This is a genomic window from Streptomyces tritici (genome assembly GCF_048500665.1).
In the GTDB taxonomy this organism is placed as follows: domain Bacteria; phylum Actinomycetota; class Actinomycetes; order Streptomycetales; family Streptomycetaceae; genus Streptomyces; species Streptomyces tritici.
This window is the reverse complement of record NZ_CP183183.1, coordinates 7137950-7160532: the sequence shown is the minus strand read 5'-3', so window position 1 is coordinate 7160532 and position 22583 is coordinate 7137950. Positions and strand designations below refer to the sequence as shown.

Genomic DNA, 22583 nt, shown 5'->3' with positions numbered 1-22583 from the left:
CGTGCTCAGGATGTGCAGATGTCGGCCGGCGCCTTCGCCTTGACCTCGACTGAACTTGAGGTTCTACGGTCGTCGCGCTGTGTTGATCACGAGCAGGAGGGTGCGTGAACGTGACGCTCAAGGAGTACTCGCCGGAAAAGTTGGCCGCTCAGCCCATCGGCGCCTGGACCGGCATGGCGTGCCGGCTGGTGGTGGGGGCCCTGCGTGAGCAGTTGGCGGTGGAGAAGCTCACCCAGCCGCACTGGTGGACGCTCAACCACGTCGCCGGCAGTCCGGGCAGGTGGACCCGCGCCACACTGATCGAGCGGCTGGCGAAGTGGGACGACTCGGGCACCGACTTCCATGAGGTCTTCGACGACCTCGTCGCCCGGGGCTGGCTGACGGAGGACGACGGACTCATGACGTTGACCGAGGCGGGCGAGGCCGGGCGCGTTCGGGCCAAGGAGCGCAACCTGCGCGTGCATCAGCAGGTGCACGAGGGCGTGGACACCGCCGACTTCGTGACCACGATCAACGTCCTGCGCCGCATGGTCGCCAACATGGGCGGCGACGGCAATCTGCCCGAGTGACGGGCGCTGCCGTCGGCACACCGCCACTCCGCCGTGCTGTCCTACGAGGGTGGCTCTCGTGTCGTGGCGTCGGCCGGCGGGCGGCCTGGGGGCGTTTCGTCGGGCCGGGCGGACATTCCTTGCCCGGCGCCTCGACCGTCGCGGAGCGCGCGGGAGGGAATCCTGTGGTGCGGCCCCGGCTCGCTCGTCGACAATCGGCGTGTGCATGAAGTGAAGTTGTCCGACGGGGTCGTCACGCTGTCGCCGCTGCACCTGGCCGATGCGGAGGCGCATCTGAGCGGGGAGGACGAGCCGCTGGTTCGCTGGTTGAACGGCGGTCCCGGCACGCGCAAGGGCGTCGAGGCGTACATCCGGCACTGTCAGGAGCAGTGGGCCGCCGCCGGGCCGCTGCGCGCTTTCGGGATCCGGGTGGGTGCCGTCGAGGCCCTCGCCGGGACGGTCGACTTGCGCTTCGCGCCTGAGGGCCTGGCGCCCGGTCAGGTGAACGTCTCCTACGGCCTCTACCCGTCGTGGACGGGCCGCGGGCTGGCCACCCGGGCCGTGGTCCTGGCGTCCCGGTATGCCGCCGCGGACGGCGGACAGGAGGCGGTCATCCAGGTGGACCCGGAGATCCGGGCCTCCGTCGCCGTCGCGGGGCGGGCGGGGTTCGTTCCGGCCGCGCCGCCGGCGGGCGGAAAGGACGTGACATTCGCGTGGTACGTCCGGGACCTGCGGGCTCTTCTTCGCGGTGACGGCTGACCGTTGCCGTCGTCGGCCCCTCTCGGGCTCACCGCGTGGGGGCGGGACGTCCCAAGCGGACCGCCTCGCGGAGGACGTCGCGGCAAGCCAGGATCGCGGGGTGCCGGCTGCGGCCCTGGCGTACCACGGTGACGACGCGGCGGGCGCGCCGGCCGCGCGGCAACTGTCGCAGGGCAACCGTCGGAGGTCGGCCGTTCCAGACCAGGTCGGGCAGGAACGCGGCGGCGTGGCCCTGCTCGACGAGACGCAGGTGAAGCAGGAGGTCGGTGGTGTCGAAGCGTACGTCCGGCTCGAAGCCGGCGTTGCGGCACATCGTCATGGCCCACTGACGCGCGGGTGTCCCCTCGGGCTCCATGACCCACGGATGGTCGGCGAGACAGCGCAAAGCCGCCGTAGGGCCGCTGGCCTCCGGGACGTCGACGCCTGCCGGGAGGGCCAGGTGGAGCGGGTCGTCGAGCAGGTCCTCCTGCTCCAGCACGGCGGACCGCGGGTAGGGGTTCCCGGGGTACTCCTCCGCGACCACCAGGTCGAAGTCGCGGGCCTGGAGGGCCGGCAGGGAGCCTTCCGGCTCCATCTGGCGGACGTGGACGCGCAGGCGGGGATGCTGTGCGCGCAGGAGGCCGAGGGCGGTCGGGATCAGGGCCAGGGCGGCGGTTTGGAACGTGGCGACGCGCAGAGTGCCGGTGAGGTCGGTCAGGGAGGTGGCGATGTCCGCCTCCGCGCGTTCCAGGCGTTCCAGGACCGCTTCGGTGTGGGCGACGAGGATCTCGGCCTGTGCAGTCAGCCGTACCCGACGCCCGACCGGTTCCAGGAGCGGCACGCCGACCTCGGCCTCCAGTTGCGCGAGTTGCTGGGAGACGGAGGAAGGCGCGTAGGACAGCGCGGTCGCGACAGCGGCGAGAGTACCGCGGTGCTTGAGCTCGCGCAGCAGGCGCAGTCGGTGCAGGTCGAACATCGGCGGCGTCCTTCCTTCCGCGTCGCGTCGGGTCGGGTCGGGTCGGGTCGGGTCGGGTCGGGTCGGGGGATGGGAAGAGTTGGGTTGGGCGAGGCAATGCTCGGGTTTTCCGATGAATATAGGTGAAAAACATTCGCTGGACCGATCGCGCAGACGCAGCGCACGCTAGGCAGGTGTCCGACAACGATTCCTCTCTCCCTGCGCTGCCGTGGTTCGCCCGATCCGGTGCCCGCACGTGGCGGTGTGAGCCCGTTCCCGCCGACGTACGGGACTTCCATCGCACGCTGCCCGGCTACTCGCCCACCCCGCTGAGAGAGCTCCCCGAGCTCGCGGAGGAGCTCGGCGTCGGGCGCGTCTTCGTCAAGGACGAGTCGAGCCGTCTGGGACTGCCGGCGTTCAAGGCGCTGGGCGCGTCGTGGGCGGTGCACCGCACCCTGGCCGAGCGGGCAGCGCGTACCGGGGAACGGGTGCCGGTCACTCTCGTGACCGCCACCGACGGGAACCACGGGCGTGCGGTGGCCCGCACGGCTCGCCTGCTCGGGCAGCACGCGCATGTCTTCGTCCCCCGCGGCGTCCACCCCGAGGCCGTGGCCGCCATCGCCGGCGAGGGGGCGGAGGTGAGCCGGGTCGAGGGGCCGTACGACGAGGCCGTCCGGCGGGCTGCCGCGGCCGCGGAGCGACCGGACGCCGTCCTGGTCCAGGACACCGCCTGGCCGGGCTACGAGCGCATCCCCGGGTGGATCGTCGAGGGGTACTCCACCCTGTGCGCCGAGGTCGACGAGCAGTTGGCGGCGGCGGGAGCGGTCGAGGGGCCCACTCTCGTGGCGGTGCCCGTCGGCGTGGGGTCGCTGGCCCAGGCGGTCGTCACGCACTACCGGAGCCGCTCCGCCGATCAGGGTCCGGCGCTGCTGGCCGTGGAGCCCGAGGTCGCGGCGTGTGTCCTCCAGAGCCTTGCCGCCGGTGAACCCGTCAGCGTCGCCACCGGTGACACCACCATGGCCGGGCTGAACTGCGGTACACCGTCGAGCATCGCCTGGCCCTACCTGTACGGCGGGCTGGACGCCGCCATCGCCGTCTCCGACGCGGCCGGCGCCCGCGCCGCCGCCGACCTCGCCGCGCTCGGAGTCTCGTCCGGCCCGTGCGGCGCCGCCTCGCTCGCCGGACTCCGCGCCGCGCTCACCGGAGTCGGCGCCGACGAGCGCCGTACGGCGCTGGGGCTCGAAACGTCGTCGGTCGTCGTGCTGCTGAGCACCGAGGGAACGGCCGCGAACCCGCACGCCGTTGATTGAGACCGCCGGACCGCCACGACTGAAAGGTGCTGCTCAAGTGCCAGGTCGCCTCTTCGTCAGCATCGCCTGGCCGACGATCCTTTCGGACCCGTTTGCGAGCGGGAGGCGGGTGGCGTGCTGACCCACCTCGCGACGGCGCTCGCCGTCCTCGGACTGCTGACTGTCATGCCTGGGCCGGACATGGCCGTGGTGACGCGTCGCGCCCTCGTTGCCGGGCGCGGGGACGCGCTGCGCACCGTGGGCGGGATCGCCTCCGGGCTGCTGCTGTGGGGTGCGCTGACCGCCGCGGGGCTCGCGGCTGTGCTGGCCGCGTCGCCGGCGGCGTACGTGATCGTCAAGCTGCTGGGCGCCGGCTATCTGGTGTTCCTCGGCGCGCAGGCCCTGTGGCAGCACCGGCGCGCCGGGGCCGGCGCAGAGACGGGTGTTGCCGGCACGGCCGGAAGTCCGTGGCGCACGGGGCTGGTCAGCAACGTCCTCAATCCGAAGATCGCCGTCGTCTACACCGGGCTGCTCCCGACCCTTGCCCCGCCGGGCCTGCCGGCCGCCTGGGCCATGGCGCTCCTGGTCCTCCTCCACGTCCTCCTGACCCTCGCTTGGCTGAGCGGTTACGTGCTCCTGCTGGCGAAGGCCGGGACGGTTCTCGAGAAGCCGCGGATCCGACGGGCTCTGGGGCGCAGCACAGGCGTTGCGCTGATCGGCTTCGGGGTCGCGGTGGCCGCCTCTTCCGGATGAGCGGGGCCCCGGGTGAGTTGCGGCATCCTCTGCGAGAGCATGACTCGTAGGGCGGATACGCCGGGTCAGGGACTCGGGTGGGGCAGGGGGCGGGTGGTGCCGGGCAGGCAGGTGACCGCAGGGTTGTACGTGGTGAACTTCCCCTCGGGGTTCTTCTTCCAGAGCCACAGGTGCAAGGCGTAGTGGACGGGCTGGCCGGGGAAGTTGCCCCGGTTGGGTCCCTTGAAGGGCACGCCGAACATGCTCGGGCGGTCGTCGTCCGTGGTCGGGTCCTGGTCGCGGTCGTAGACCAGCCATTCGACGGCCACGAGGCGCTTACGGCCCCCGCGGTCGTCCTCGTAGAACAGCGCGGTGGGCTTGGCGGGGTCCGTCGAGTTGTCGTAGGCGTGATTGAAGTGCGGGTAGCCGAGTGCTCCCGTGCCGCCCACGCGGTCGAAGACGCAGTAGCGGTCGGGCTTGTACCCCGCGCGTACGCCGTTGGCGTGCTGCTGGAACGGCGCCGTCGCCCGGTAGGTGACGGCCATGTCGGCCGCCGCCCTGCCGGGTTGCGGGCCCGTCGCCGCGACGCTGGGGGGCACGGTGAGCGCGGCGGCGGTGGTCAGGGCCAGGGCGAAGGTGCGGGCCATACGCGGACTCCTCGGGGCGGCGGACTGATGCGGCCCTAGCCTTTCCCCGCCGGCTGGCTCGCCTGTCCTGTGGGCCGACCGGACGGATGACCGCCGCTCGGGTGACATGGGGAGGCGGGCGGGCTCCCGTTGCCCTTGGAGCGCAGCTGACGATACGGATCGTGGCTCTACTCCTTCCTCCTGTTCCGTGGCAGGCGTGGGGTCGGCCAGGTCGGATCCCAGCGCCAGGCCGCCCATCGGTCGGCGTCCGCGAAGATGCCGGTGCGGTTCTCGACCATCGCGAGGGCCTGGTCGCGGGCGGTGTCCACCGCCCGGTGCTCGGTGTCGCCGACGATGCCGAGCCGTCGGGCATGGGCGTACTCGTCCTCGTCCTTCCATGTCCATGTGGTGAGGTCCGGGGCGACCACCAGGTCCACGGTGAGGTCGAAGGTGTCGAAGCCGTTCGGTGTGCGGCGGGTGGGGCGCTCGAAGTTCACGTACCAGTTCCTCAGGCCGGCCGCTTCGTAGAAGGCGTTGACGCTGAACCAGGCCGTCGGCGGTCTCCACAGGAGCAGCTCTGTCTGCTGCCATGCGGCGGCCGTGAGTTCCCACTTTCCGCTCGCCATCGCGTCGAACGCTTCCGTACGCACCGTTCGGTCGCCGTCGGCGCGGGCTTTCGCGTACAGGGCGGGCCATCGGGCCTCCGCGCCGGGCGCGCAGGCGGTCAGCAGTCCCTCGCTGCCGTCGGCGACGACGCGCAGGGCCTGCTCGCTCCACACCTGGCCGCCGGGGTGTACGTCGCGCCGCACCACCGTCGCGCCCGCCTTGAAGTGCGTCACCCTTGCCCTCCTCCGTGTTGGCGCTGCCTGCCGGAATTCCAGCCGCAGGGCTTCGTTCCCACCTCAGCGCGGGGCAGCGGGGGCGGGCAAGGGGGCGTAGGGGGCTCGCGAGGGGGTGAGGGGGAGCGGTCAGGCGTGCGCGTCGGGGTCGAAGCCCTCGGGGGCCTGGTCGAGGAAGACGGTGACGGAGCTGATGCGGCCGTTCTCGTCGAGGTGCAGGATGTCGGTTCCGGTGGCGAACGTCGAACCGTCGCCGGTCAGGATCTCCCAGGGGAGCCGGGCACGGCTGTGGTGTGCCTGGGGGTGCTCGCGCAGCCGGAACTCCACGGTTCCCATGTGGCCCGTGAACTGCTGGTGGAAGTCGATCAGTGCCTGCGGGCCGGTGAGCACTCCGATGTGCGCGCGGTACTCGACCTCGTCGGTGAAGATCGCCGCGGCGTGCTCGTGCTGGTCGTGCTGCTGGTACTGGGCGGGCTGGGGGTGCTGGTCGTCCTTGGGGTCGGTGTTCCAGAAGCTCACGTACTGCTCGACAAGCTGCGCGAAGTCCTGGTTCCGGACGGTCGTCTCGGTCATGGTCGGTGTTCCCTCGTCTCGTCGAACGCCCGCCGTGCGGCGGTCGTGCTGTCCGGTGCACGACTGTGCGGGGCGCCGGCGGGGCTGTCGATGACCTGCGAGGTCATTGCCGTCGCGTGTGCCGGGCGGGCAGCCTGAGGTCATGACGACCACCACCGAACCGGTCGGAGTGCTGTTGCGCCGCTGGCGCGAGCGCCGCCGCCGCTCCCAGCTCGATGTGTCGCTCGCGGCGGAGGTCTCCACCCGGCACCTGAGCTGCGTCGAGACGGGGCGTGCGGCCCCCAGCCGGGACATGATCCGGCGGCTGTGCGACGAGTTGGACGTGCCGCTGCGGGAGCGCAACGCGTTGTACCTGGCCGGCGGTTTCGCGCCCGTGCACGCCGAACGGTCCTTCACCGACCTGGGCGTGGCGCGCGCCGCCGTGGAGGCCGTACTGACGGGGCACGAGCCGAATCCGGCGCTCGCGGTGAACGTGCGGTGGGAGCTGGTCGCCGCGAATCGTGCCGTGGCGCCTTTCTTCGGGGACGTGGACTTCGGTACGGAACAGCCGTTCAACGTCCTGAAGGCGACCCTGCACCCGGACGGTCTCGCCGGTCGGATCATCAACCTCGCGCAGTGGCGGGCCCACGTGCTGCGCCGGGTCCGCCGGCAGCTGGAACGCACTGCCGACGCCGGCCTGGCCGAGCTGCTCGCGGAGCTGAACAGCTACCCCTCCCCTGCCTCTGCCGCGGGCGGCAGCGCAGCGGCCGTCGACGACGCGGCGCACGACCTCGTCGTCCCTCTCAGGCTGGCGACCGATTACGGCGAACTCGCCCTGCTCTACACGACGACGGTGTTCGGTTCGCCGCGGGACGTCACGCTCGACGAGATCGCCGTCGAGACGTTCTTCCCGGCGAATCCGGGCACGGCGGCACTGTTGCGGGCGGCTGTATCCAGGTAGTCAAGCGGTCGACGACGTCATCCGGCACGGCGTCGTCACCGAGGGCGGGCGACAGAAGGAGTAGTAGTCGGGCGCGGGGGTCGATTGTCCTGCCGCCCGGCGGAGATCAGCACCAGATGGACAACCTCGTCTGGGCCAATTACCGCCTCGCACCGCTGCCCGATCGACTCGGCTGAGTGTTCCGAGCGGTCCTCGGGGACGGTTGCGGGCTCCTCCGGCCGGACCGGTGGTCGCCGACCCGGCATGATCGACAGCGGCCGCTCCGCGCTGGCAGGCTGGCTCGATGCGGATTCCCAGACGAGCGGCCCGAGTTGCGCTTCTCGACCCGGCAGGGTCGGTCTTCATGTTCCGGTACGACAACGAGGAAGTCGGCGTCCACTGGGCCATGCCCGGCGGCGGGCTGGACGCGGGCGAGACGCCGCTGGAGGCGGCGCGACGCGAGGTGCGCGAGGAGACCGGCTGGACGGACATCGCGCCCGACGGCACCCTGCTCTGCCAGTGGGAGCACGACTTCACCAGGGCCGGGGTGCCCGTCCGCCAGCACGAGCACATCTTCCTCGCGGCGGCGCCCCGTCGGGATCCGGTCGGCGACCTGGCCGGCCCGCATGCCGCGGACGGGATTCTCCGGTGGCGTTGGTGGTCGCCGGAGGACATGTCCGGCGACCACGAGCCCTTGTGGCCGCCACAGTTGCCGCGGCTGCTCGCCGATGTCCAGCGACATGGTGCGCCGGCACGGCCGGTCGACCTTGGTCATGTGCGGAACGACGCGCGCGGGAGCGGATGATCCGAGGCTTCTGTGTGCCGCTCTGGTTCGTTACTCCTCGCGCGGCAGGGCGAGCCAGCGGTCGTCCTCGAACTCGGCGGGGGACCTCGTTCTCCCACGGGTCGATCCCACGGCGCTCCAGTTCCTCGAACCAGCGGTCCCGCTGCGACTCCGGGAGGCGCACTCCGCACCAGGATCAGGATCGGGGACCGGGGGATGCCTGGCAGATCGCGACGCTGCATGCCGAGAGTTGGCGGACGGCCTACGCGGGGATCACGCCGGACGGTTTTCTCGAAGGTCCCCTCTTGGAGGATCGCTTGGAGTTGTGGCGTGGGCGGCTTCTCCAGCCCTGCTCCGGAGCGGTGCTGTTCGTGGCGGGGAGCGACGGCGAAGTGGCCGGTTTTGCCTACGTGATGCCGCGCTCCGCCGGGCGGTTCCTGCGGGACAACCTGCATGCGAGGCCGGGACGGACCGGCTCCGGGATCGGGGGGCGGCTCCTGCGCCACGTGCTCGCGTGGGCTGCTCACGAGCGTCCCGGCAGAGCCGTCTGCCTGGAGGTACTGCGTGCCCACACCCGCGCCGTCGTTCTACGAGCGACACGGTGCTGTCCGTACCGACGAACGCGTCTGCCGTTTCGAGCGGGGCTTCGAACTGCCCGAGTTCGAGTACACCTGGCCGGTCGCCTCGCCCTCGTAGGCGCGCGGCATTCGGGTCCCGAGGGGTGCGACGACGAGGTCGTGCCACCTCAGCCTCGGCCGCGCGCGGCGAGGCGGCCGGCCCGGCAAGGTTCAGCGGCGCATCGCCGCGGCGCCCTTGTGGTGGTCCTGCGGCTTCGTCCGCTTGGCGGCGCGGCCTCGGGCGTTGTCGAACGCGGCGACCGGGTCGTCGGACTCGGTCCAGGGGAACGCCCCGCACCAGCGGCCGATCAGCCGGAACTGCTCCAGGGCCGCCTCGTGGCGGCGCGCCTGCAGCAGGTAGTACGCCAGCAAGTGGCGCAGCTGAGGGAGGTTTTCGTCGTCCGGGTCGACCTGGGCCAGCGACTGGGTGATCCGGGCCAGCGTCCGCCGGGACTTCCGGGCCTGTTCGCGGCCGGTTCCGCCGCGCGTGTCCAGTTCCTGCAAGGCGTGGAGGAACATTCCGGCCAGCGGGCTTCCGGCGGGTGCGTTGCCGACGGCTCGGCGGGCGAAGGCCAGCATCCGCCGGTCCGAGCCGTGCCATTTGCCGCACCAGTACTGCAGGGCCTGACAGTGGCCCATGTAGTGGTGCGGGGCGCGGGCGGTCAGGCCCTCCCAGAGGCCGCGGAACTGCTTGTGCGAGTACGACATCGCGCGCGCCGCGGTGATCATGACGACCCAGGGGCCGGGGTTGCGCGGGTCGAGCTCCGCGGCTGCGTGGGCGGCGTTCATCGCCTGCGGCAGCAGTGCCTGGAACTGCTGCATCCGCTCGGCGGGCACCATGGGGGCGTACTCGACGCCCCGGATCTCCCAGGCGCGGTGCAGGAGCAGGCCGGCGTGGACCGTGGCGGCGTCGCAGTTGTCCGGCTGCTCGGACCTCCACGCCTCGAGCCAGGCGTCGTCCTCGTCCGCGATCTGCTGGAGCACTTCGGTGCGGGACCAGCGGGAGTCCCAGTCGTCCCCGGCGGCGGCGACGTAGGCCGCGGCCGGCCGCCAGTCGCCGGCCCACGCGGCTTGGGCGACGGCCTGCATCTCCTTCAGGCGGTACGGGGGCGCCGGTGGTCCCGCCCGGCTGGCGTCCAGGGCCTCCCTCGGCACGAGCCCGTACGCGACGGGGACGAACTTCTCGCGAACCCACTTGTCCGCAGGGGGATGCAGGGGTCTTCGGGAGCGGTACTCGGTGATGAGGAAGCCTATGAGCCCGGCGAGCAGGGCAGGCAGGATGGCAGACACGCCCGGGATCTTCGCCGATGCGCGGCGGTGGGAGCAAGAAGAATTCTGGTGACGCCCGGGGGCTGGGCGGGGCGAAAGTTGCTGGTCGGGGCCCGTTGACCGGCGTCGAGGCCGATTGTCAGTGGTGGGTGAGACGGTAGGGGTACCGAGTCGGAAACGAGGGGGAGTTTGCCATGCCGGGTACCCAGAACTACATCAATCACGTCGCGCTCGTGCTGGATGCCAGCTCGTCCATGTCGCACCTGAGCCGCAAGGTCGTCGAGGTCGCGGACCAGCAGATCGCCTACCTCGCCCGCCGGTCGCGGGAGCTGGACCAGGAGACGCGCGTCACCGTGTACGTGTTCGCGGACAAGGTGGAGTGCGTCATCTACGACAAGGACGTGCTGCGCATGCCGTCCCTGAAGCAGCTGTACCGCGTCGGGGGCATGACGGCCCTGCTGGCGGCCACGCTGAAGTCGCAGCGGGAGCTGGCCCAGACGGCCCAGCTGTACGGCGACCACAGCTTCCTGACGTTCGTGCTGACCGACGGGCAGGAGAACGCGAGTCACCGCTGCCCCGACGCGCCGGCCCGGAGCCAGCGTGAACTGATCGCGGCGGTCGCCGACCTGATCGCGACGCAGGAGGACAACTGGACGCTGGCCGTTCTCGTGCCGGACCAGATGGGCAAGCGCGAGGCCATGCAGTGCGGCTTCCCGAACGACAACATCGCCATCTGGGACGCCACGAGCACCCAGGGCCTGGAGGAGGCCGGCCAGGTCATCCAGGAGGCCACGGAGAAGTTCATGGTGGGGCGTACGAAGGGGATCCGCGGGTCGCGGGCGGTGTTCTCCACCGGCGCCCAGGCCGTCAACAAGGACACCATCAAGGCCGCCGGCCTCACTCCGGTGAAGTCCTCGGACTACCGGCTCGTCCCGGTGACGCGTGACGCGGCGATCCGTGACTGGGTCGTGGAGAGCGGGCTCACGTACCGCACCGGTGGTGCGTTCTACCAGCTCAGCAAGTCCGAGAAGATCCAGGCGCGGAAGCAGATAGCCGTGCTGGAGAAGAAGTCCGACAAGGTGTACACCGGGCCGGAGGCGCGGGCGCTGCTCGGTCTGCCCGACCAGGAGGTCCGCGTCAAGCCGGACCACAACGACGACTTCACGATCTTCGTCCAGAGCACCAGCGTGAACCGGAAGCTCGTGCCGAACACGCGGCTGCTGGTGATGGTCTGAGGGAGCGGACCCGGGGACGTACGCGGGCGGGCCTGCGGACCGACGGGTCGTCAGTCGGACGGCTCGTCGGTGCGGGTGAAGGTGCCGAGGCCCTCGGCGTTCAGGTACTCGACGGTGAAGGACGTGCCGTCCGGGGTGAACGTGACTCCGGTGGGACCGACGGCGTTCTCGCCCGCGGTTTCGAAGCTGAACGTGTCGCCGTCGTAGTGGGTCAGGCGGTAGTTCTGCGGCTTCGGTCCCAGACGGAGCGTCAAAGCGCCGTCCTCGCCGGCGACGACCTCCGCCCGTCCGTAATAGGGGCTGTCGTACCGGCCCACGTAGGTGTCGGCGGGCTTCCCGGGGGTGGCGTCCGACGGCGGGTGGGCGTAGTCGGTCTTCGACCGGCCGGCGTCCTCCTGCTGCTGGTAGAGCGCGTCGACGAGGGGGATCCAGTCCCTGCTGGGCTCGCCGTACTGCGCGATGTCGAAGAAGTCCAGGGCGACGACGTCGGCGACGCCGACCGGGGAGGTGTTGGTGAGGACGACGATACCGAGCTGCTCGCCGGGCAGCATCGTCACGTTGGTGTGGGCGCCCTGGGCGAAGGCTCCGGTGTGCGAGAGCCTGAGCCGGCCCTCGTCGTCGTAACTGACGTTCCAGCCGAGGCCGTAGAAGGCGGTACGGCCGGCCGGGGCGCCGGGCGGGCCGGAGACGGATTCGGGCCAGTGGGTGCGTTCCAGGGCCTCGGCGTCGATGATCTGCTTGCCGTCGAGCTTTCCGTCGGCGAGCTGCAGCTGTAGCCACCTGGCCATGTCGCGGGCGGTGGAGCTGACGCCGCCGGCCGGGGACTGGGCGTCCGGGTCCCGGACGAACCGCGCCTTCCAGGCGCCGTCGACCTTGACGTGACCGTAGGCGCGGTCGGCGGCCTTCACGTAGTCCTCGAAGCGCGAACTGGTGGAGTTCATGCCGGCCGGTTTGTAGAGGACGTCGTCGGCGAGCTTCTCCCAGGGGACGCCCTCCCGGTCGGCGACCGCCTGGGCCGCCGCGGTGAGGCCGAAGTTGGTGTAGGCGTAGCTCGCCCGGAACGGGGTGAGCGGCTCGTAGCGGAGGTGGGACAGGATGTACTCGCGGTCGTAGCCGAGGTCCTCGAGGTGGTCGCCGGCGTGGTCCGGCAGGCCGCTGCGGTGCGCGAAGAGGTCGGCGACCGTCACGTGCGAGGTGACCCACGGGTCCTTCAGCCGGAAGCCGGGCACGTTCGGGGCGACGGGCTTGTTCCAGCCCTCGACGCCCACGGCACCGGAGACGATCGTGGAGGCGACCGGTTTCGAGACGGACGCGAGCTGGAAGACGGTGTCGGCGTCGACGCCGGCGTCCTCGCCGGCCTTCCGCACGCCGTATCCCTTGAGGTGGATCACCTTGCCGTCGTGGACGACGGCGACCGCCACGCCGGGCACTCCCGTGCGTTTCATGGCGGCTCCGACCACCTCGTCGAGCCGGTCGACGGCGCGGTTCACGTCTGCGTCGTCGAGCTGGGGCGGAGGCTGAGGCGGGGGCGGCGACGGACCGGGGGCGGTCGCTCCCAGCAATGCCGTCAGCCCCGCCGCGGCAAGCCATCGGACGATGCTCACCTCTCCATTCAAAGCCCTGCGACGCCGTCTGTCGCGCGCTGCCGCGGAGAGAGCGGGGCGGGCGTCGTGGGGGCGGGTGGTGGTGGCGTGCCGACGGGTGGGTAACGGTGGGCAGGTGTCTGGGACGCGGAGCCGTTCCGATGGCCGTGGGCTCCGGCTCGTCGATCCGTTGCAGGCAACTACGGCCTTCCGCGTGGGTGGTTGTGACGTTCGGCGCCGCGCTGGACGACGGCTCCGGCCGCCATGCGTGAGCTGCGGCGATGGCCGCTCTGCGCCGCGCTGAGGCGGTGCGGCAGGGGACGTAGACTCAGGGAGTGAACGAGAACCTCCCCCCTTGTCCTGAGTGCTCCAGCGCCTACACCTACGAAATGGGTGCGTTGCTGGTGTGCCCCGAATGCGGGCACGAGTGGTCGCACTCCCCCGCCGCCGAGGACGGTGGCGGCGAGAAGGTGATCAAGGACTCCGTCGGCAACGTGCTGGCCGACGGCGACACCGTCACCGTCGTGAAGACGCTGAAGGTCAAGGGCAGCCCCACCGGGATCAAGGCCGGTACGAAGGTACGGAACATCCGCCTCGTGGACGGCGTCGACGGGCACGACATCGACTGCAAGATCGACGGATTCGGCCCCATGCAGCTCAAGTCCAGCGTGGTGAAGAAGGCCTGACGCCGGAGGCCGGCTTCCGGCTCCGGTCCCGGCCTCCTCTCACTGCCTGTGGACGATCTTCTCTTCTCTCATCAGGCGGTCCAACTCTTCGTCCGACGGCGCGTGCAGCGTGTCCAGGAGGTGGCGGAGTCCGGTTTCGTCGAGGCTCTGGCTGGAGACCTCGACCTCCGTGTCGTGGTGCCGGCGGACGAGGGTGATGTGGCGGACGCCGTCGGGGAGGGTGCGGACGGTGATCAGCTCGCCTCGCGCGTTCCTGGTGCACGTCTCGCCCTTTCCCACGGGCGGCAGGCACTGGGCCGGCTCCATGCGCGGCGATCGGACGACGAGGCCCACGTACCCCATCCCGCTCCCGTCCTGGACGGGCCGGTAGTCGACGGTGAACGCGGCCGGGCCGAGTTCGGCGCGAGAGATGTGCATGCCCGGCGGCGGGGAGGCCAGGTACAGCATCTCCGATTGCGCCCGGTACCGGGCGAGCTCCGCCTCGTACCGGCGCTTCTCCGCCTGGTCCGGGCCGACGAAGCCGCCATAGGCCACGCCGGTCGCCAGTACGGCCAGCGCTCCCAGTCGTACCCACCGGTTCGGTACGAAGAACGCGGCGGCCACGGTGTAGGGCAGCCCGACCAGCGCGATCCGGACACCGGCGCTGCCCAGGTCGACGTCCTCGCCGTACGCGGCGACGCCCGCCAGGACGCCGAGCGTGCCCAGGACGAAGACCAGCGCCGCCCAGCCCAGGCGCCGCGGCACCGTGTCGCACAGCGGCACAGACGCCTTCACGGGTAACGCCGCCGTCGCCAGCAGGCCCAGCGTCAGTGGCAGGCCCAGAGCGAGCACCAGCAGCGAGGCCCCCGCACCGCCGGACCAGGCCGCCGCGAACAGCGCGAGCCCGAGCAGCGTCGCCGCGCCCGTCGCCACCGCCCACACCAGGGCGAGATGGAGGGCCGTGAGTGATCCATTGCGACGTGTCATGGCGGGGAGACTGCCAGTTGGCAGGGGGATGTACATGAGTACGGGTACTCAGTCCCCGGCCGTCGAGCGCGGGTGCGAGGCGCTCGGTGCGCGCGCCATGCGTCGCCTCGTCGCCCCGCCGCCCGGGCGGGGCCCGGCGTATCGTCGGGGTATGAGGCACGGGTGTGGCCTGCCCAGTGGCGCGGCTGTGCGCAGCCGGCGCCACGGTCGTGTGCGAACGGTGGCCGCCGGTGGTCGTCGCCCGTCCGTACGAAGGGCCGGGTGCGGTGTCCGGCCACGGTGAGCGGCCCGACGGCGACCGGCTGCTGGACGAGACGCTGGCGGACATCGTGCGCCGCACCGGCGCGTCCGCGGGCGCGGTCTACCTGTGGGACGAGGCGGCGGGGGTGCTGGGCCTCGTGGTGATCTGCGGCGTTCCGCTGGAGGTGGCCTGGCCGTGGCGGCGGGTGCCGCTGAGCGCGCCCGTCCCTGTGTGCGACGCGGTCCGGGAGGACCGGCTGGTGTGGGTGGGTTCGCAGGAGGAGATGGTCCGCGCGTACCCGCGTGCCGCGGCGAGCCTGCCCTACCGGATCGCGCTCGCGGCGGCGCCGCTGCCGGGCGGGTGCCGGGGCGCGCTGTTGCTGATGTGGCCCGCCGACCGCCCGCTCGGGGCCGACCACCCCGTCGGCGCCACCCCCCGCCAGCAGGGCAATATCAGCTCCGCGGCCCGGCGCGTCGCCCGCGTCCTGGCCGATTCCGCCGTACCGCCCGCCGTGCCCGAGCAGCCCCGCCTCGTCGCGGTCGGCTCGGCGCCTCGCGCTCCGAACGGACCGTCGCCGCAGGCCGCGGCGGACTACGTCGAGCGCCTGCCCGAAGGGGCACTCGGCCTGGACCTGCAGGGCCGCATCACCTTCGTGTCCGACTCGGCCGCCACGCTCCTCGGCAGCGACGCAGCGCGGCTGCTGGGCACCCGCCCGTGGCTGTCCCTGCCGTGGCTGGACGACTCGGTGGTCGAGGAGCAGTACCGCGCCGCCGTCATCAGCCGCGACCCGGTCGCCTTCACCGCCGTGCGCCCGCCGGACACCTGGCTGGAGTTCCAGCTGTACCCGGACGCCAGCGGCATCAGCGTGCGTATCTCCCGCGCCCCGGCGACCGACCCCGGCCGACCGGAGTCCGGCAGCGTGCCGAGGCCCGTGGGCGTGCCGACGCCCGGCGGCATGCCGACGCGGTCCGCCGGTTCCGCGCCCGCCGGCAGCCGGGAGACCGGGCGGCTGTACCAGCTGGTGCACCTGGCGGCCGCGCTGACCGAGACGGTGGCCGTGCGGGACGTGGTCGAGCTCATCGCCGACCAGGTGCTCCCCGCCTTCGGGGCCGACGGCCTCGTCCTGTCGGCCGCCGAGGCGGGCCGCCTGAAGATCACCGGCTACCACGGCTACGACCGCGAGACGATCGACCGGCTCGACGGCCTGCCCCTGGACACCCGCGTCACCCCCGCCGGAAAGGCGCTCGACGACGGCATCCCGTCCTTCTTCGCCAGCCCCGGCGAGATGGCCCGCCGCTACCCGCGAGCGCCCCAGATCAGCGGCAAGCAGGCCTGGGCGTTCCTGCCGCTGGTCGTCTCCGGCCGCCCCGTGGGCTGCTGCATCCTCTCGTACGACCGGCCCCGCTCCTTCAGCGCGGACGAGCGTGCCGTGCTGACCTCCCTCGCCGGACTGATCGCCCAGGCCCTCGACCGTGCCCGGCTCTACGACGCCACCCGCGACCTCGCCCACGGCCTCCAGCAGGCACTCCTGCCGCACAGCCTGCCGGCCCTGCCGGGCCTCGAGACCGCGGCGCGGTACCTGCCGGCCAGCCGGGGCATGGACATCGGGGGCGACTTCTACGACCTGATCCGCATCGACGCCGGCACCGTCGCGGCCGTCATCGGCGACGTGCAGGGGCACAACGTGCCGGCCGCCGCGCTCATGGGACAGGTCCGCACTGCCATCCACGCCACCGCGGGCGCGCCGCCCGACCAGGTTCTCGCCCGTACCAACCGGGTCCTCGCCGACTTGGAGACCGATCTGCTGGTCTCCTGCCTGTACGCGCACATCGACCTCGTGCGCCGCGAGGCCGTTCTGGCCAGTGCGGGACACCCGCCGCCGCTGCTGCACCGGCCCGACCGGCCGCCGTCCGTCGTGCGGCTCGACCCAGGCCCTCTGCTCGGTGTCGACCCGGGCGTCTCGTATCCCCTTACTCCGTTGTCCCTCCCACCCGGTACGACGCTCGCGTTCTACACCGACGGTCTCGTCGAAGCCCCGGGGAGCGATCCCGAGCACGCGGCCGAGGCGTTGGCGCGGGAACTGGCGCGGTACGGCGGCCAGGAGTTGGAGCCGCTCCTCGACATACTCCTGCGCCATGCCCGGCCCAGCGCGCACTACACGGACGACATCGCGCTGCTCCTCCTGCGTACCGGCGCAGCGCCGGAGGCGGGGCGCGGGCCGGGACCGGAACGGCCTTGACCTCAAGCTTGCTTGAGGTGCAAGTGTTGTGTCATGACTTACGACGACACGACGATTCTTCTGTTCCGGAACACGATGCGCATCACCGACGGCCACCTGGAGGACTTCCGCGAGGCCATCGCGCGGGCCGTGGCGTTCGCGCAGGAGCACGGGCCTCAGCTGATGGTGCAGACCTTCGTGGACGAGGAGCGGATGCTCGCCCACAGCTTCCAGCTGTACCGGGACTCCGACGCCGTGCGCACGCATTGGCGGTTGGCGGACCCGTACATCCAAGAGGTGATGAAGCACTGCGAGGTCGAGCGCTTCGAGGTCTTCGGCGAACCCGACGCCGACGTGGCTGCGGGTGTCCGCTCGGCTCTCGGGGAAGGGGAGGCGGTCACGTTCCACCCGCGCCTGGCGGGCTTCGTCCGGTTCGCTCCGGGGGGCGAGTAGGCGCTGCCGGGCCGGAGTTGACGGGGACGCCGAACGCCGGTTCGGCCTGAGAGGATGTGCGCCATGGATTCCGAGCCGGACAGTGGGCCCACCCGCCACTTCGACGCAGGCGAGCCGTTGGCCCGGTTCGCGGGCCGGATGCTCGTGGTCTGCCCGCGGTGCGGTGGCCGTGCCCTGGTCGTTCCGCTACCGGGCCTGCCGCCGCTGAAGTACTACACCGAGTTCTTGTTCCGGCCGCGCCGACTGGCCTGCGGCGGCTGCGGCGCCCTCGCGGAATGGGAGTCCGAGGTGCGGGGCGCGGGCCTGGTTGGCGTCACGCTGGGCGGCAGTGAGGACCCGTTCTTCCGGCGGCCCTTGTGGCTGCAGACCCGATGCGCCGGCCGGATCCTGTGGGCGTACAACGAGGAGCACGTCGACGCGCTGTCCTCGTACGTCGGCGCGCGACTGCGCGAGCGGGCCGGGTGGCGGCCGACGACGGCCATGTTCGCGCGGCTGCCGTCGTGGATGAAGAACTCGGCCAACCGCTCCGAGGTCCTGGCCGGCCTGGAGTCACTGCGCGCCCTCGCCGAACGGTCGGACCCCGCCGACCGCTCCGACGCCGCACACGAACGCGGCGACCGCCCTCGACCGCACGGAAGCCTGTACTTCCGAGGCGGCCCCTATCGGACGATGCCCTGAACAGGGTGGTGCAGCAAAGGTGTCGGCCTCGGAGCGACCGGGGCGAGCGGCATGCATGACGGACTCAGGTAGCGGCGTACTCGACGACAACCGCAACCACCGAATGCCCGCTGCCCCCGGTACGGCTACAGCAGCTGGCCCTGCGAGGTGACCGTGAACGTGCGACCGCGGACGGCAAGGCCCGCGGTGTCGCCGGCCGCCCCGCCCTCGTCGGCCCAGGCCAGGAACGTCGTGTCGCCCTCCCCGCCCTCGAAGACCGCTCCGGCCGACAGGTTGCGGCGCTCGGTACTTCCCGTTCAACAGGGTGGCCAGGGCCGCGACGGGCAGGCTGATCGGCGCGGTGAGCCCCGGTCAGGCGGCCTGGCTCGTCGTTGGCCTCGACGAGCTGATCGGCCGGGGGCACTTTCGCGTCGCTTCGTTGGCCCCTGAAGCGAGGCGGGCAGGTGGGGAAATGCCTAGTCGATCTTGATCGACTGTGGAAAGGTTTCGGGCGTGACTCGTGACTCGCGGATGGACCGGATCGGGGCTGCTTTGCGGGGCGAGAACCCGACCGTGCTGCGGCGGCTTGAGTCGGGATTGGCAGTGACCGGCGACGTTCAGTTCTTGCCGGGCTACTCGGTTCTCCTGGTGGATGAACCGAATGTCCAACGGTTGTCCGACCTGCCGAGGGCCAAGCGGCTGGCGTTTCTGTGCGATATGGACCGGCTCGGAGAAGCGGTTGAGCGGGCCTGTCGGCAGATGGACCACGACTTCCGCCGGGTCAACCTGGAGATCCTGGGCAACACCGATCCGTTCCTGCACGCCCATGTCTGGCCGCGGTTCGAATGGGAGCCGGCCGACCTGGTGGGCAAGCCGGTCTGGCTTTATCCGCGGGAGCGGTGGCGTGACGAGCGGTTCGGACTCGGTCCGCAGCATGATGCGCTGCGGGATGCCATCGGCAGCGAACTCGACCGGCTGCGTTCGACGGTCTGACAGCGGCCTCGCCCACCGCCAGACCGCCTGGCCGCCCGGCCCGGATCAGGGCCTTGGCGTGGCCCGGCTGCCTTGCGAGGTCGTCGGTGTCCGTGCGGGCCCCGCTGTGCGGTCGGCTCGGATGTTCAGTGGGTGGTGCGGGGTTCGCCGGTGTGTCGGTCCAGGCCCGCCTTCCAGCGGCGTTGCTCTTCGAGCCAGTGGACGTAGCGCGGTGAGGTGTTGCGGAGGTCGACGCTGAGGGGGTACGGGGCGAACTCGTTCCGGAGCAGCTTGTGGAGGAAGTCGACCATGCCGCAGGGGTACAGCGTGAAGTCGTCCGGGGTGTGGCGACCGCAGACGAGGACGGGCCATCGGTCCGGGTCGGGGTCGGTCGTCAGCCAGCAGAGGATGTCGGCGCCGGAGGTGACGCCCCAAGCGAGGATGTGAGCGGGGTCGATGTCGAGGCCCTCCTGGCCCTCCAGCATCTCCCAGGTGTAGCGGGCGTTCTCGGTCTCCTCCTCGAAGGTGCCGGGATCCCACTGGATGTACTCCTTCGGCAGAGGCATGAGCACGCTGACGCCCTCGAAGGAGCCCGCGCCCCACAGGGACATGAAGGCCATGTAGTCCTGTGGGAACCGGGTGCCCCACCGCGCTTCCGCGGCCTTCCAATCGATCTCCTCGTCTGCGCCGAGGTCGGGCGGGAGGATCTCGGCCAGCGCCGCGATGTCCATCGGGTGTTCCATGGCAATCCCTTCGATCGGATTGCCGAGCCTACGAGCGCCCACTGACAGCGGCGCGGCGCGGTGCTCGGTCCAGGCGGACTCGCATGGCGCTGCACCGTGGGATGTCAGTGGCGTCGGCGACGATCTCCGGTATGACTTCGACTGCTGCCGATTACCTCTGGTTCGAGGAGCGCTTCCCCGAGCTCGCGGAGGCGTACTGCTTCACGCTGGTGCACCGACTGACGCCTTCCGAGCTTCTCCGCCGACTGGAGGGACGGGAGGAGTCTGCGCGGACCGGGGTGGAACAGGTGGTGGAGGCAGCGTTCGACCTCCTGGAGTCCGACGATTCCCTGCAGTTCCTCGCCATGACGCCCCTCGGGGACTGGACGCTGCTGATCGAGCCGAATGGCTATCTCGGCGTCACGGAGGAGAGGGCGTTGCCGACGTCTGCCGGCACGCGTTGGGTCTCACACTTCGTGAACATCAACGGCGTCGATCTGTTTCTCTGGGCGGAGGACACGGCGAACCGCCTGTCCTTCGAGCCCGGGTTCCCTGACAGCCGGTGGGGAACGGCGCCCGACGAACTCCTGACGGTCATGCAGGACATCGGCTTCCAGTTCTGGGAGGAGACGTCCGACACCGCGCGGGACATGTCCGCGTCGGCCGCGTTCGCGCTGGCCGAGCATCTGACCGGCGTCCGCATCACTCCCGAACTCCTTCGAGAGACGACGTTCACTTGCGGCAGCGCGAGGATCAGGTGACCGAGTGGCGTCGGGGCTTCTTCGCCTGAGAACTCCTCACAAATGATCTCCGACGTGGTTGGACCACTGCGAAGCCGACGATCCGGGGTGAGGAATGACTCGTCCGATGCCGTGGGAAGTCGACGACGAGCTGTAAGCAGTGATCGAGTCGCCTGAGGCCCGCTGGCCTCGTATCTGTACGCCACAGGTGATTCCTCAGGTGCGCCTGACGGCTCCCCTCCCCTTGTGCTCTCGTGATCATGGGCTGCTCCTGTTCCGGGCGCCGGCGCCTTGGGGCGTCGGTGCTGTGGGTGAAGGCTCCGGCGGTGAGGACGGGGACGGTCGTGCTGGTGTCGCGGTCGGTGGCGAGCGCCGCGTCGTCGGCGAAACCGGTCCGGATGAGTTCCCTGCCCGAGGAGCAGGTGACCACGGTGCCGGCGATGTCGTCGGTGTCGACGAAGCATGCGCGTGCGGCGGTTGCCTCGGGGGACAGCGGGCCGGCGCCCTGGGAGTCCAGTTCGGCGATGATCGCACCGGCGCCCAGCAGGTCCTCCAGCGCGGGTCGCAGGGTTCCGTCCGGCCATCGCTCACCCGCGGCGATCACTGCGACGGGACGTGCTGAGGTCCCGTAGCCGTGGCGGGCCGGCCATCGTCCTACGGCGGTGGCGTTGCGCAGACAGCCCGCCACTACGGGCGTCGCCTCACCGGCTGCTGCGGCGATGGCGGATCCGTTGGGCGAGGGCAGCACGAGTCGGGGGGTGAAGGGGGCCTGCCGGAGTGCTGCCGGAGACAGCGACCACGGTGAGGTCGGGGTGGCGGCGCGCCGCCCCACGGCCAGGGCCGCCGAGTTCATCCGGGCGAACGCGGTCGCCGTCTCGTCGCGCCACGCGTAGGGGAAGACCCGGGTCCCCGCTTCGACGGCGACGGTCACCGATGTCGTGAACGACAGGACGTCGACCACCACCAGGCAGGCAGCGTCCTGCGCCAACTGCCGGGCGCCGGTGGGGCCCCACTCGAATCGGACGCCGTGCTCTCGCTGCAGGAACCAGTCGGTCATGGGGGCGAGTCCCGCACCGGTTGATCCACGAGAACTGCTGCGGTCAGGCCGCAGTCTTCGCGTAATCCCCCCGCCTGGGCCATTTGCCGTCGTCGTGCATGGGGTTGGACGCGTTGGCTGTGGTCATCCTGGTTCTCCTTGTGGCGGTCTGGGTGTCGGGTTTCAGCGGCTGATGCGGCGCGGGGCCGTCACCGCGAGGAGTTTGTCGGGGTTGCGGACGGCGTAGAAGTGGGTGATCTTGCCGTCGACGACCTCGATCAGGAAGACGCCCTGCACCTGGTCGCCGATGTGGACGACCAGCGCGGGCGTGCTGTTGCAGTTCGCGAGTTCGATCCGCATGTCGCGTGCCCGCGAGCCGTCGCCGAAGAGGTCGGCGAGGAGTGTGGTCACCTTCTCCACGCCCACCACCGGCCGGCGCGCCGCGACGGCCTTGCCGCCGCTGTCGGCCGTCCAGGTGACGTCCGGGGCGAGCAGTTCGAGCACGCCCTCCAGGTCGCCCGTGTTCGCCGCGGCCATGAACCGCTCCGTGACCAGCACGGTCGTCGCCGCGTCGGCAGGCGCGAAGCGCTTGCGTCGCGCGCTCACGTGGGCCCGGGCCCGGCGGGCCATCTGGCGCACCGTCGCCACGGGCCTGCCCACCGCCGCGGCGATCTCCGCGTGGTCGAAGTCGAACACCTCGCGCAGCACGAACACCGCGCGTTCGTCGGGAGTGAGCGTTTCGAGCAGGACCAGCATCGCCATCGACACCGACTCGGCGAGGACCACGTCCGCCGACGCGTCGTTCTCCTCCAGCAGCAGCGGCTCGGGCAGCCACGGGCCGACGTAGTCCTCGCGGCGGCGCGCGCCGGCCCGCAGGGCGTTCAGCGCCTGCCGGGTCACCAGTCTGGCCAGGTACGACCTGGTGTCCCGTACTGTCGCGAGGTCGACGTCGGCCCAGCGCAGGTAGCTGTCCTGCAGCACGTCGTCGGACTCGGTCGCGGAGCCGAGGATCTCGTAGACGATCGTGAACAGCAGCGGCCGCAACAGGGTGAACCGTTCGGCGTGTTCGTCGGTGTTCACCCGCGTCCCGCCCCCGTGCGCGAGGGTCGGGCCGCCGACGCCGCGGGCGAGGTGGGGTGTGCTGTTGTCCGTCACACCTTTACGACACCGTAGGGTGCCGAAATG

At 71.2% G+C, this 22583-nt stretch carries 24 protein-coding genes and 2 pseudogenes; 15 read left to right on the top strand and 11 right to left on the bottom strand.

Features of this window, described 5'->3' with window-relative positions:
* Positions 1–104: 104 nt before the first annotated feature.
* Positions 105–569, top strand: coding sequence for a MarR family transcriptional regulator (locus ACNJ93_RS33140; protein WP_418961172.1), 465 nt, complete (start codon positions 105–107; stop codon positions 567–569).
* A gap of 201 nt (positions 570–770) precedes the next feature.
* Positions 771–1307, top strand: coding sequence for a GNAT family N-acetyltransferase (locus tag ACNJ93_RS33135; protein ID WP_418961171.1), 537 nt, complete (start codon positions 771–773; stop codon positions 1305–1307).
* Positions 1308–1335: 28 nt separating this feature from the next.
* Here ACNJ93_RS33135 and ACNJ93_RS33130 read toward each other — a convergent pair whose 3' ends face one another.
* Positions 1336–2262, bottom strand: coding sequence for a LysR substrate-binding domain-containing protein (locus ACNJ93_RS33130; protein ID WP_418961170.1), 927 nt, complete (start codon positions 2260–2262; stop codon positions 1336–1338).
* A gap of 173 nt (positions 2263–2435) precedes the next feature.
* Here ACNJ93_RS33130 and ACNJ93_RS33125 point away from each other — a divergent pair, with 173 nt between their 5' ends.
* Together ACNJ93_RS33125 and ACNJ93_RS33120 are read left to right on the top strand one after the other, a co-directional pair.
* A complete protein-coding gene (locus ACNJ93_RS33125; RefSeq protein ID WP_418961169.1) occupies positions 2436–3551 on the top strand; it encodes a diaminopropionate ammonia-lyase in 1116 nt (371 codons plus the stop codon).
* A gap of 114 nt (positions 3552–3665) precedes the next feature.
* A complete protein-coding gene (locus ACNJ93_RS33120) occupies positions 3666–4283 on the top strand; it encodes a LysE family translocator (RefSeq protein WP_418961168.1) in 618 nt (205 codons plus the stop codon).
* Between the two features lie 65 nt (positions 4284–4348).
* On the opposite strand, the gene ACNJ93_RS33115 is transcribed toward ACNJ93_RS33120, so the two are convergent.
* The 3 genes from ACNJ93_RS33115 to ACNJ93_RS33105 form a co-directional block, all read right to left on the bottom strand.
* Positions 4349–4909, bottom strand: coding sequence for a hypothetical protein (locus ACNJ93_RS33115; protein WP_418961167.1), 561 nt, complete (start codon positions 4907–4909; stop codon positions 4349–4351).
* Between the two features lie 167 nt (positions 4910–5076).
* On the bottom strand, positions 5077–5727 hold the full coding sequence (locus tag ACNJ93_RS33110) for a DUF402 domain-containing protein (protein ID WP_418961166.1): 651 nt from the start codon (positions 5725–5727) through the stop codon (positions 5077–5079).
* Positions 5728–5856: 129 nt separating this feature from the next.
* Positions 5857–6300, bottom strand: coding sequence for a nuclear transport factor 2 family protein (locus ACNJ93_RS33105; RefSeq protein WP_418961165.1), 444 nt, complete (start codon positions 6298–6300; stop codon positions 5857–5859).
* A gap of 142 nt (positions 6301–6442) precedes the next feature.
* On the opposite strand from ACNJ93_RS33105, the gene ACNJ93_RS33100 reads away from it, so the two are divergent.
* Entirely contained in the window at positions 6443–7240 is a 798-nt protein-coding gene (locus tag ACNJ93_RS33100) for a helix-turn-helix domain-containing protein (RefSeq protein ID WP_418961164.1), read from the top strand.
* Positions 7241–7523: 283 nt separating this feature from the next.
* Positions 7524–8024: an NUDIX hydrolase gene (locus ACNJ93_RS33095; RefSeq protein ID WP_418961163.1), complete on the top strand. Its 501-nt coding sequence runs from the start codon at positions 7524–7526 to the stop codon at positions 8022–8024.
* Positions 8025–8142: 118 nt separating this feature from the next.
* Here the strand turns inward: ACNJ93_RS33095 and ACNJ93_RS33090 are convergent.
* Positions 8143–8187 (bottom strand): annotated as a pseudogene (locus ACNJ93_RS33090) (hypothetical protein); the annotation flags it as partial.
* Positions 8188–8365: 178 nt separating this feature from the next.
* On the opposite strand from ACNJ93_RS33090, the pseudogene ACNJ93_RS33085 reads away from it, so the two are divergent.
* Together ACNJ93_RS33085 and ACNJ93_RS33080 are read left to right on the top strand one after the other, a co-directional pair.
* Positions 8366–8524: pseudogene (locus tag ACNJ93_RS33085) on the top strand (N-acetyltransferase family protein); the annotation flags it as partial.
* 43 nt (positions 8525–8567) lie between these two features.
* Positions 8568–8699 carry a hypothetical protein gene (locus ACNJ93_RS33080; protein ID WP_418961162.1) on the top strand — a complete coding sequence of 44 codons (132 nt, stop codon included), beginning with the start codon at positions 8568–8570 and terminating at the stop codon, positions 8697–8699.
* A gap of 92 nt (positions 8700–8791) precedes the next feature.
* Here ACNJ93_RS33080 and ACNJ93_RS33075 read toward each other — a convergent pair whose 3' ends face one another.
* Complete coding sequence (locus ACNJ93_RS33075) at positions 8792–9910, bottom strand: hypothetical protein (RefSeq protein ID WP_418961161.1); 1119 nt, start codon at positions 9908–9910, stop codon at positions 8792–8794.
* A 173-nt stretch (positions 9911–10083) separates the two neighbouring features.
* On the opposite strand from ACNJ93_RS33075, the gene ACNJ93_RS33070 reads away from it, so the two are divergent.
* A complete protein-coding gene (locus ACNJ93_RS33070; RefSeq protein ID WP_418961160.1) occupies positions 10084–11124 on the top strand; it encodes a vWA domain-containing protein in 1041 nt (346 codons plus the stop codon).
* Between the two features lie 50 nt (positions 11125–11174).
* Here the strand turns inward: ACNJ93_RS33070 and ACNJ93_RS33065 are convergent, their stop codons facing one another.
* Positions 11175–12728, bottom strand: coding sequence for a serine hydrolase (locus ACNJ93_RS33065; protein WP_418961159.1), 1554 nt, complete (start codon positions 12726–12728; stop codon positions 11175–11177).
* A 314-nt stretch (positions 12729–13042) separates the two neighbouring features.
* On the opposite strand from ACNJ93_RS33065, the gene ACNJ93_RS33060 reads away from it, so the two are divergent.
* The gene (locus tag ACNJ93_RS33060) at positions 13043–13393 is read left to right on the top strand and encodes a zinc ribbon domain-containing protein YjdM (RefSeq protein WP_418961158.1); all 351 of its coding nucleotides are present in this window, start codon (positions 13043–13045) and stop codon (positions 13391–13393) included.
* Positions 13394–13432: 39 nt separating this feature from the next.
* On the opposite strand, the gene ACNJ93_RS33055 is transcribed toward ACNJ93_RS33060, so the two are convergent.
* Positions 13433–14359: a hypothetical protein gene (locus ACNJ93_RS33055; protein WP_418961157.1), complete on the bottom strand. Its 927-nt coding sequence runs from the start codon at positions 14357–14359 to the stop codon at positions 13433–13435.
* A 266-nt stretch (positions 14360–14625) separates the two neighbouring features.
* On the opposite strand from ACNJ93_RS33055, the gene ACNJ93_RS33050 reads away from it, so the two are divergent.
* From ACNJ93_RS33050 to ACNJ93_RS33035, 4 genes are all read left to right on the top strand, one after another.
* The gene (locus ACNJ93_RS33050; RefSeq protein WP_418961156.1) at positions 14626–16839 is read left to right on the top strand and encodes a SpoIIE family protein phosphatase; all 2214 of its coding nucleotides are present in this window, start codon (positions 14626–14628) and stop codon (positions 16837–16839) included.
* Between the two features lie 33 nt (positions 16840–16872).
* Positions 16873–17271 carry a hypothetical protein gene (locus ACNJ93_RS33045; protein ID WP_418961155.1) on the top strand — a complete coding sequence of 133 codons (399 nt, stop codon included), beginning with the start codon at positions 16873–16875 and terminating at the stop codon, positions 17269–17271.
* Positions 17272–17334: 63 nt separating this feature from the next.
* Complete coding sequence (locus ACNJ93_RS33040) at positions 17335–17949, top strand: hypothetical protein (protein ID WP_418961154.1); 615 nt, start codon at positions 17335–17337, stop codon at positions 17947–17949.
* Positions 17950–18441: 492 nt separating this feature from the next.
* Positions 18442–18921: an HIT family protein gene (locus ACNJ93_RS33035; RefSeq protein WP_418961153.1), complete on the top strand. Its 480-nt coding sequence runs from the start codon at positions 18442–18444 to the stop codon at positions 18919–18921.
* Between the two features lie 125 nt (positions 18922–19046).
* Here the strand turns inward: ACNJ93_RS33035 and ACNJ93_RS33030 are convergent, their stop codons facing one another.
* Positions 19047–19643: an SMI1/KNR4 family protein gene (locus tag ACNJ93_RS33030; protein WP_418961152.1), complete on the bottom strand. Its 597-nt coding sequence runs from the start codon at positions 19641–19643 to the stop codon at positions 19047–19049.
* A 131-nt stretch (positions 19644–19774) separates the two neighbouring features.
* On the opposite strand from ACNJ93_RS33030, the gene ACNJ93_RS33025 reads away from it, so the two are divergent.
* Positions 19775–20383 carry a DUF6461 domain-containing protein gene (locus ACNJ93_RS33025; protein ID WP_418961151.1) on the top strand — a complete coding sequence of 203 codons (609 nt, stop codon included), beginning with the start codon at positions 19775–19777 and terminating at the stop codon, positions 20381–20383.
* On the opposite strand, the gene ACNJ93_RS33020 is transcribed toward ACNJ93_RS33025, so the two are convergent.
* A complete protein-coding gene (locus ACNJ93_RS33020) occupies positions 20376–21419 on the bottom strand; it encodes a 2-phosphosulfolactate phosphatase (RefSeq protein ID WP_418961150.1) in 1044 nt (347 codons plus the stop codon). The two genes, ACNJ93_RS33025 and ACNJ93_RS33020, sit on opposite strands and share 8 nt — an antisense overlap.
* A 162-nt stretch (positions 21420–21581) precedes the next feature.
* Positions 21582–22553: an RNA polymerase sigma factor SigJ gene (gene sigJ, locus ACNJ93_RS33015; RefSeq protein WP_418961149.1), complete on the bottom strand. Its 972-nt coding sequence runs from the start codon at positions 22551–22553 to the stop codon at positions 21582–21584.
* Positions 22554–22583 lie beyond the last annotated feature (30 nt).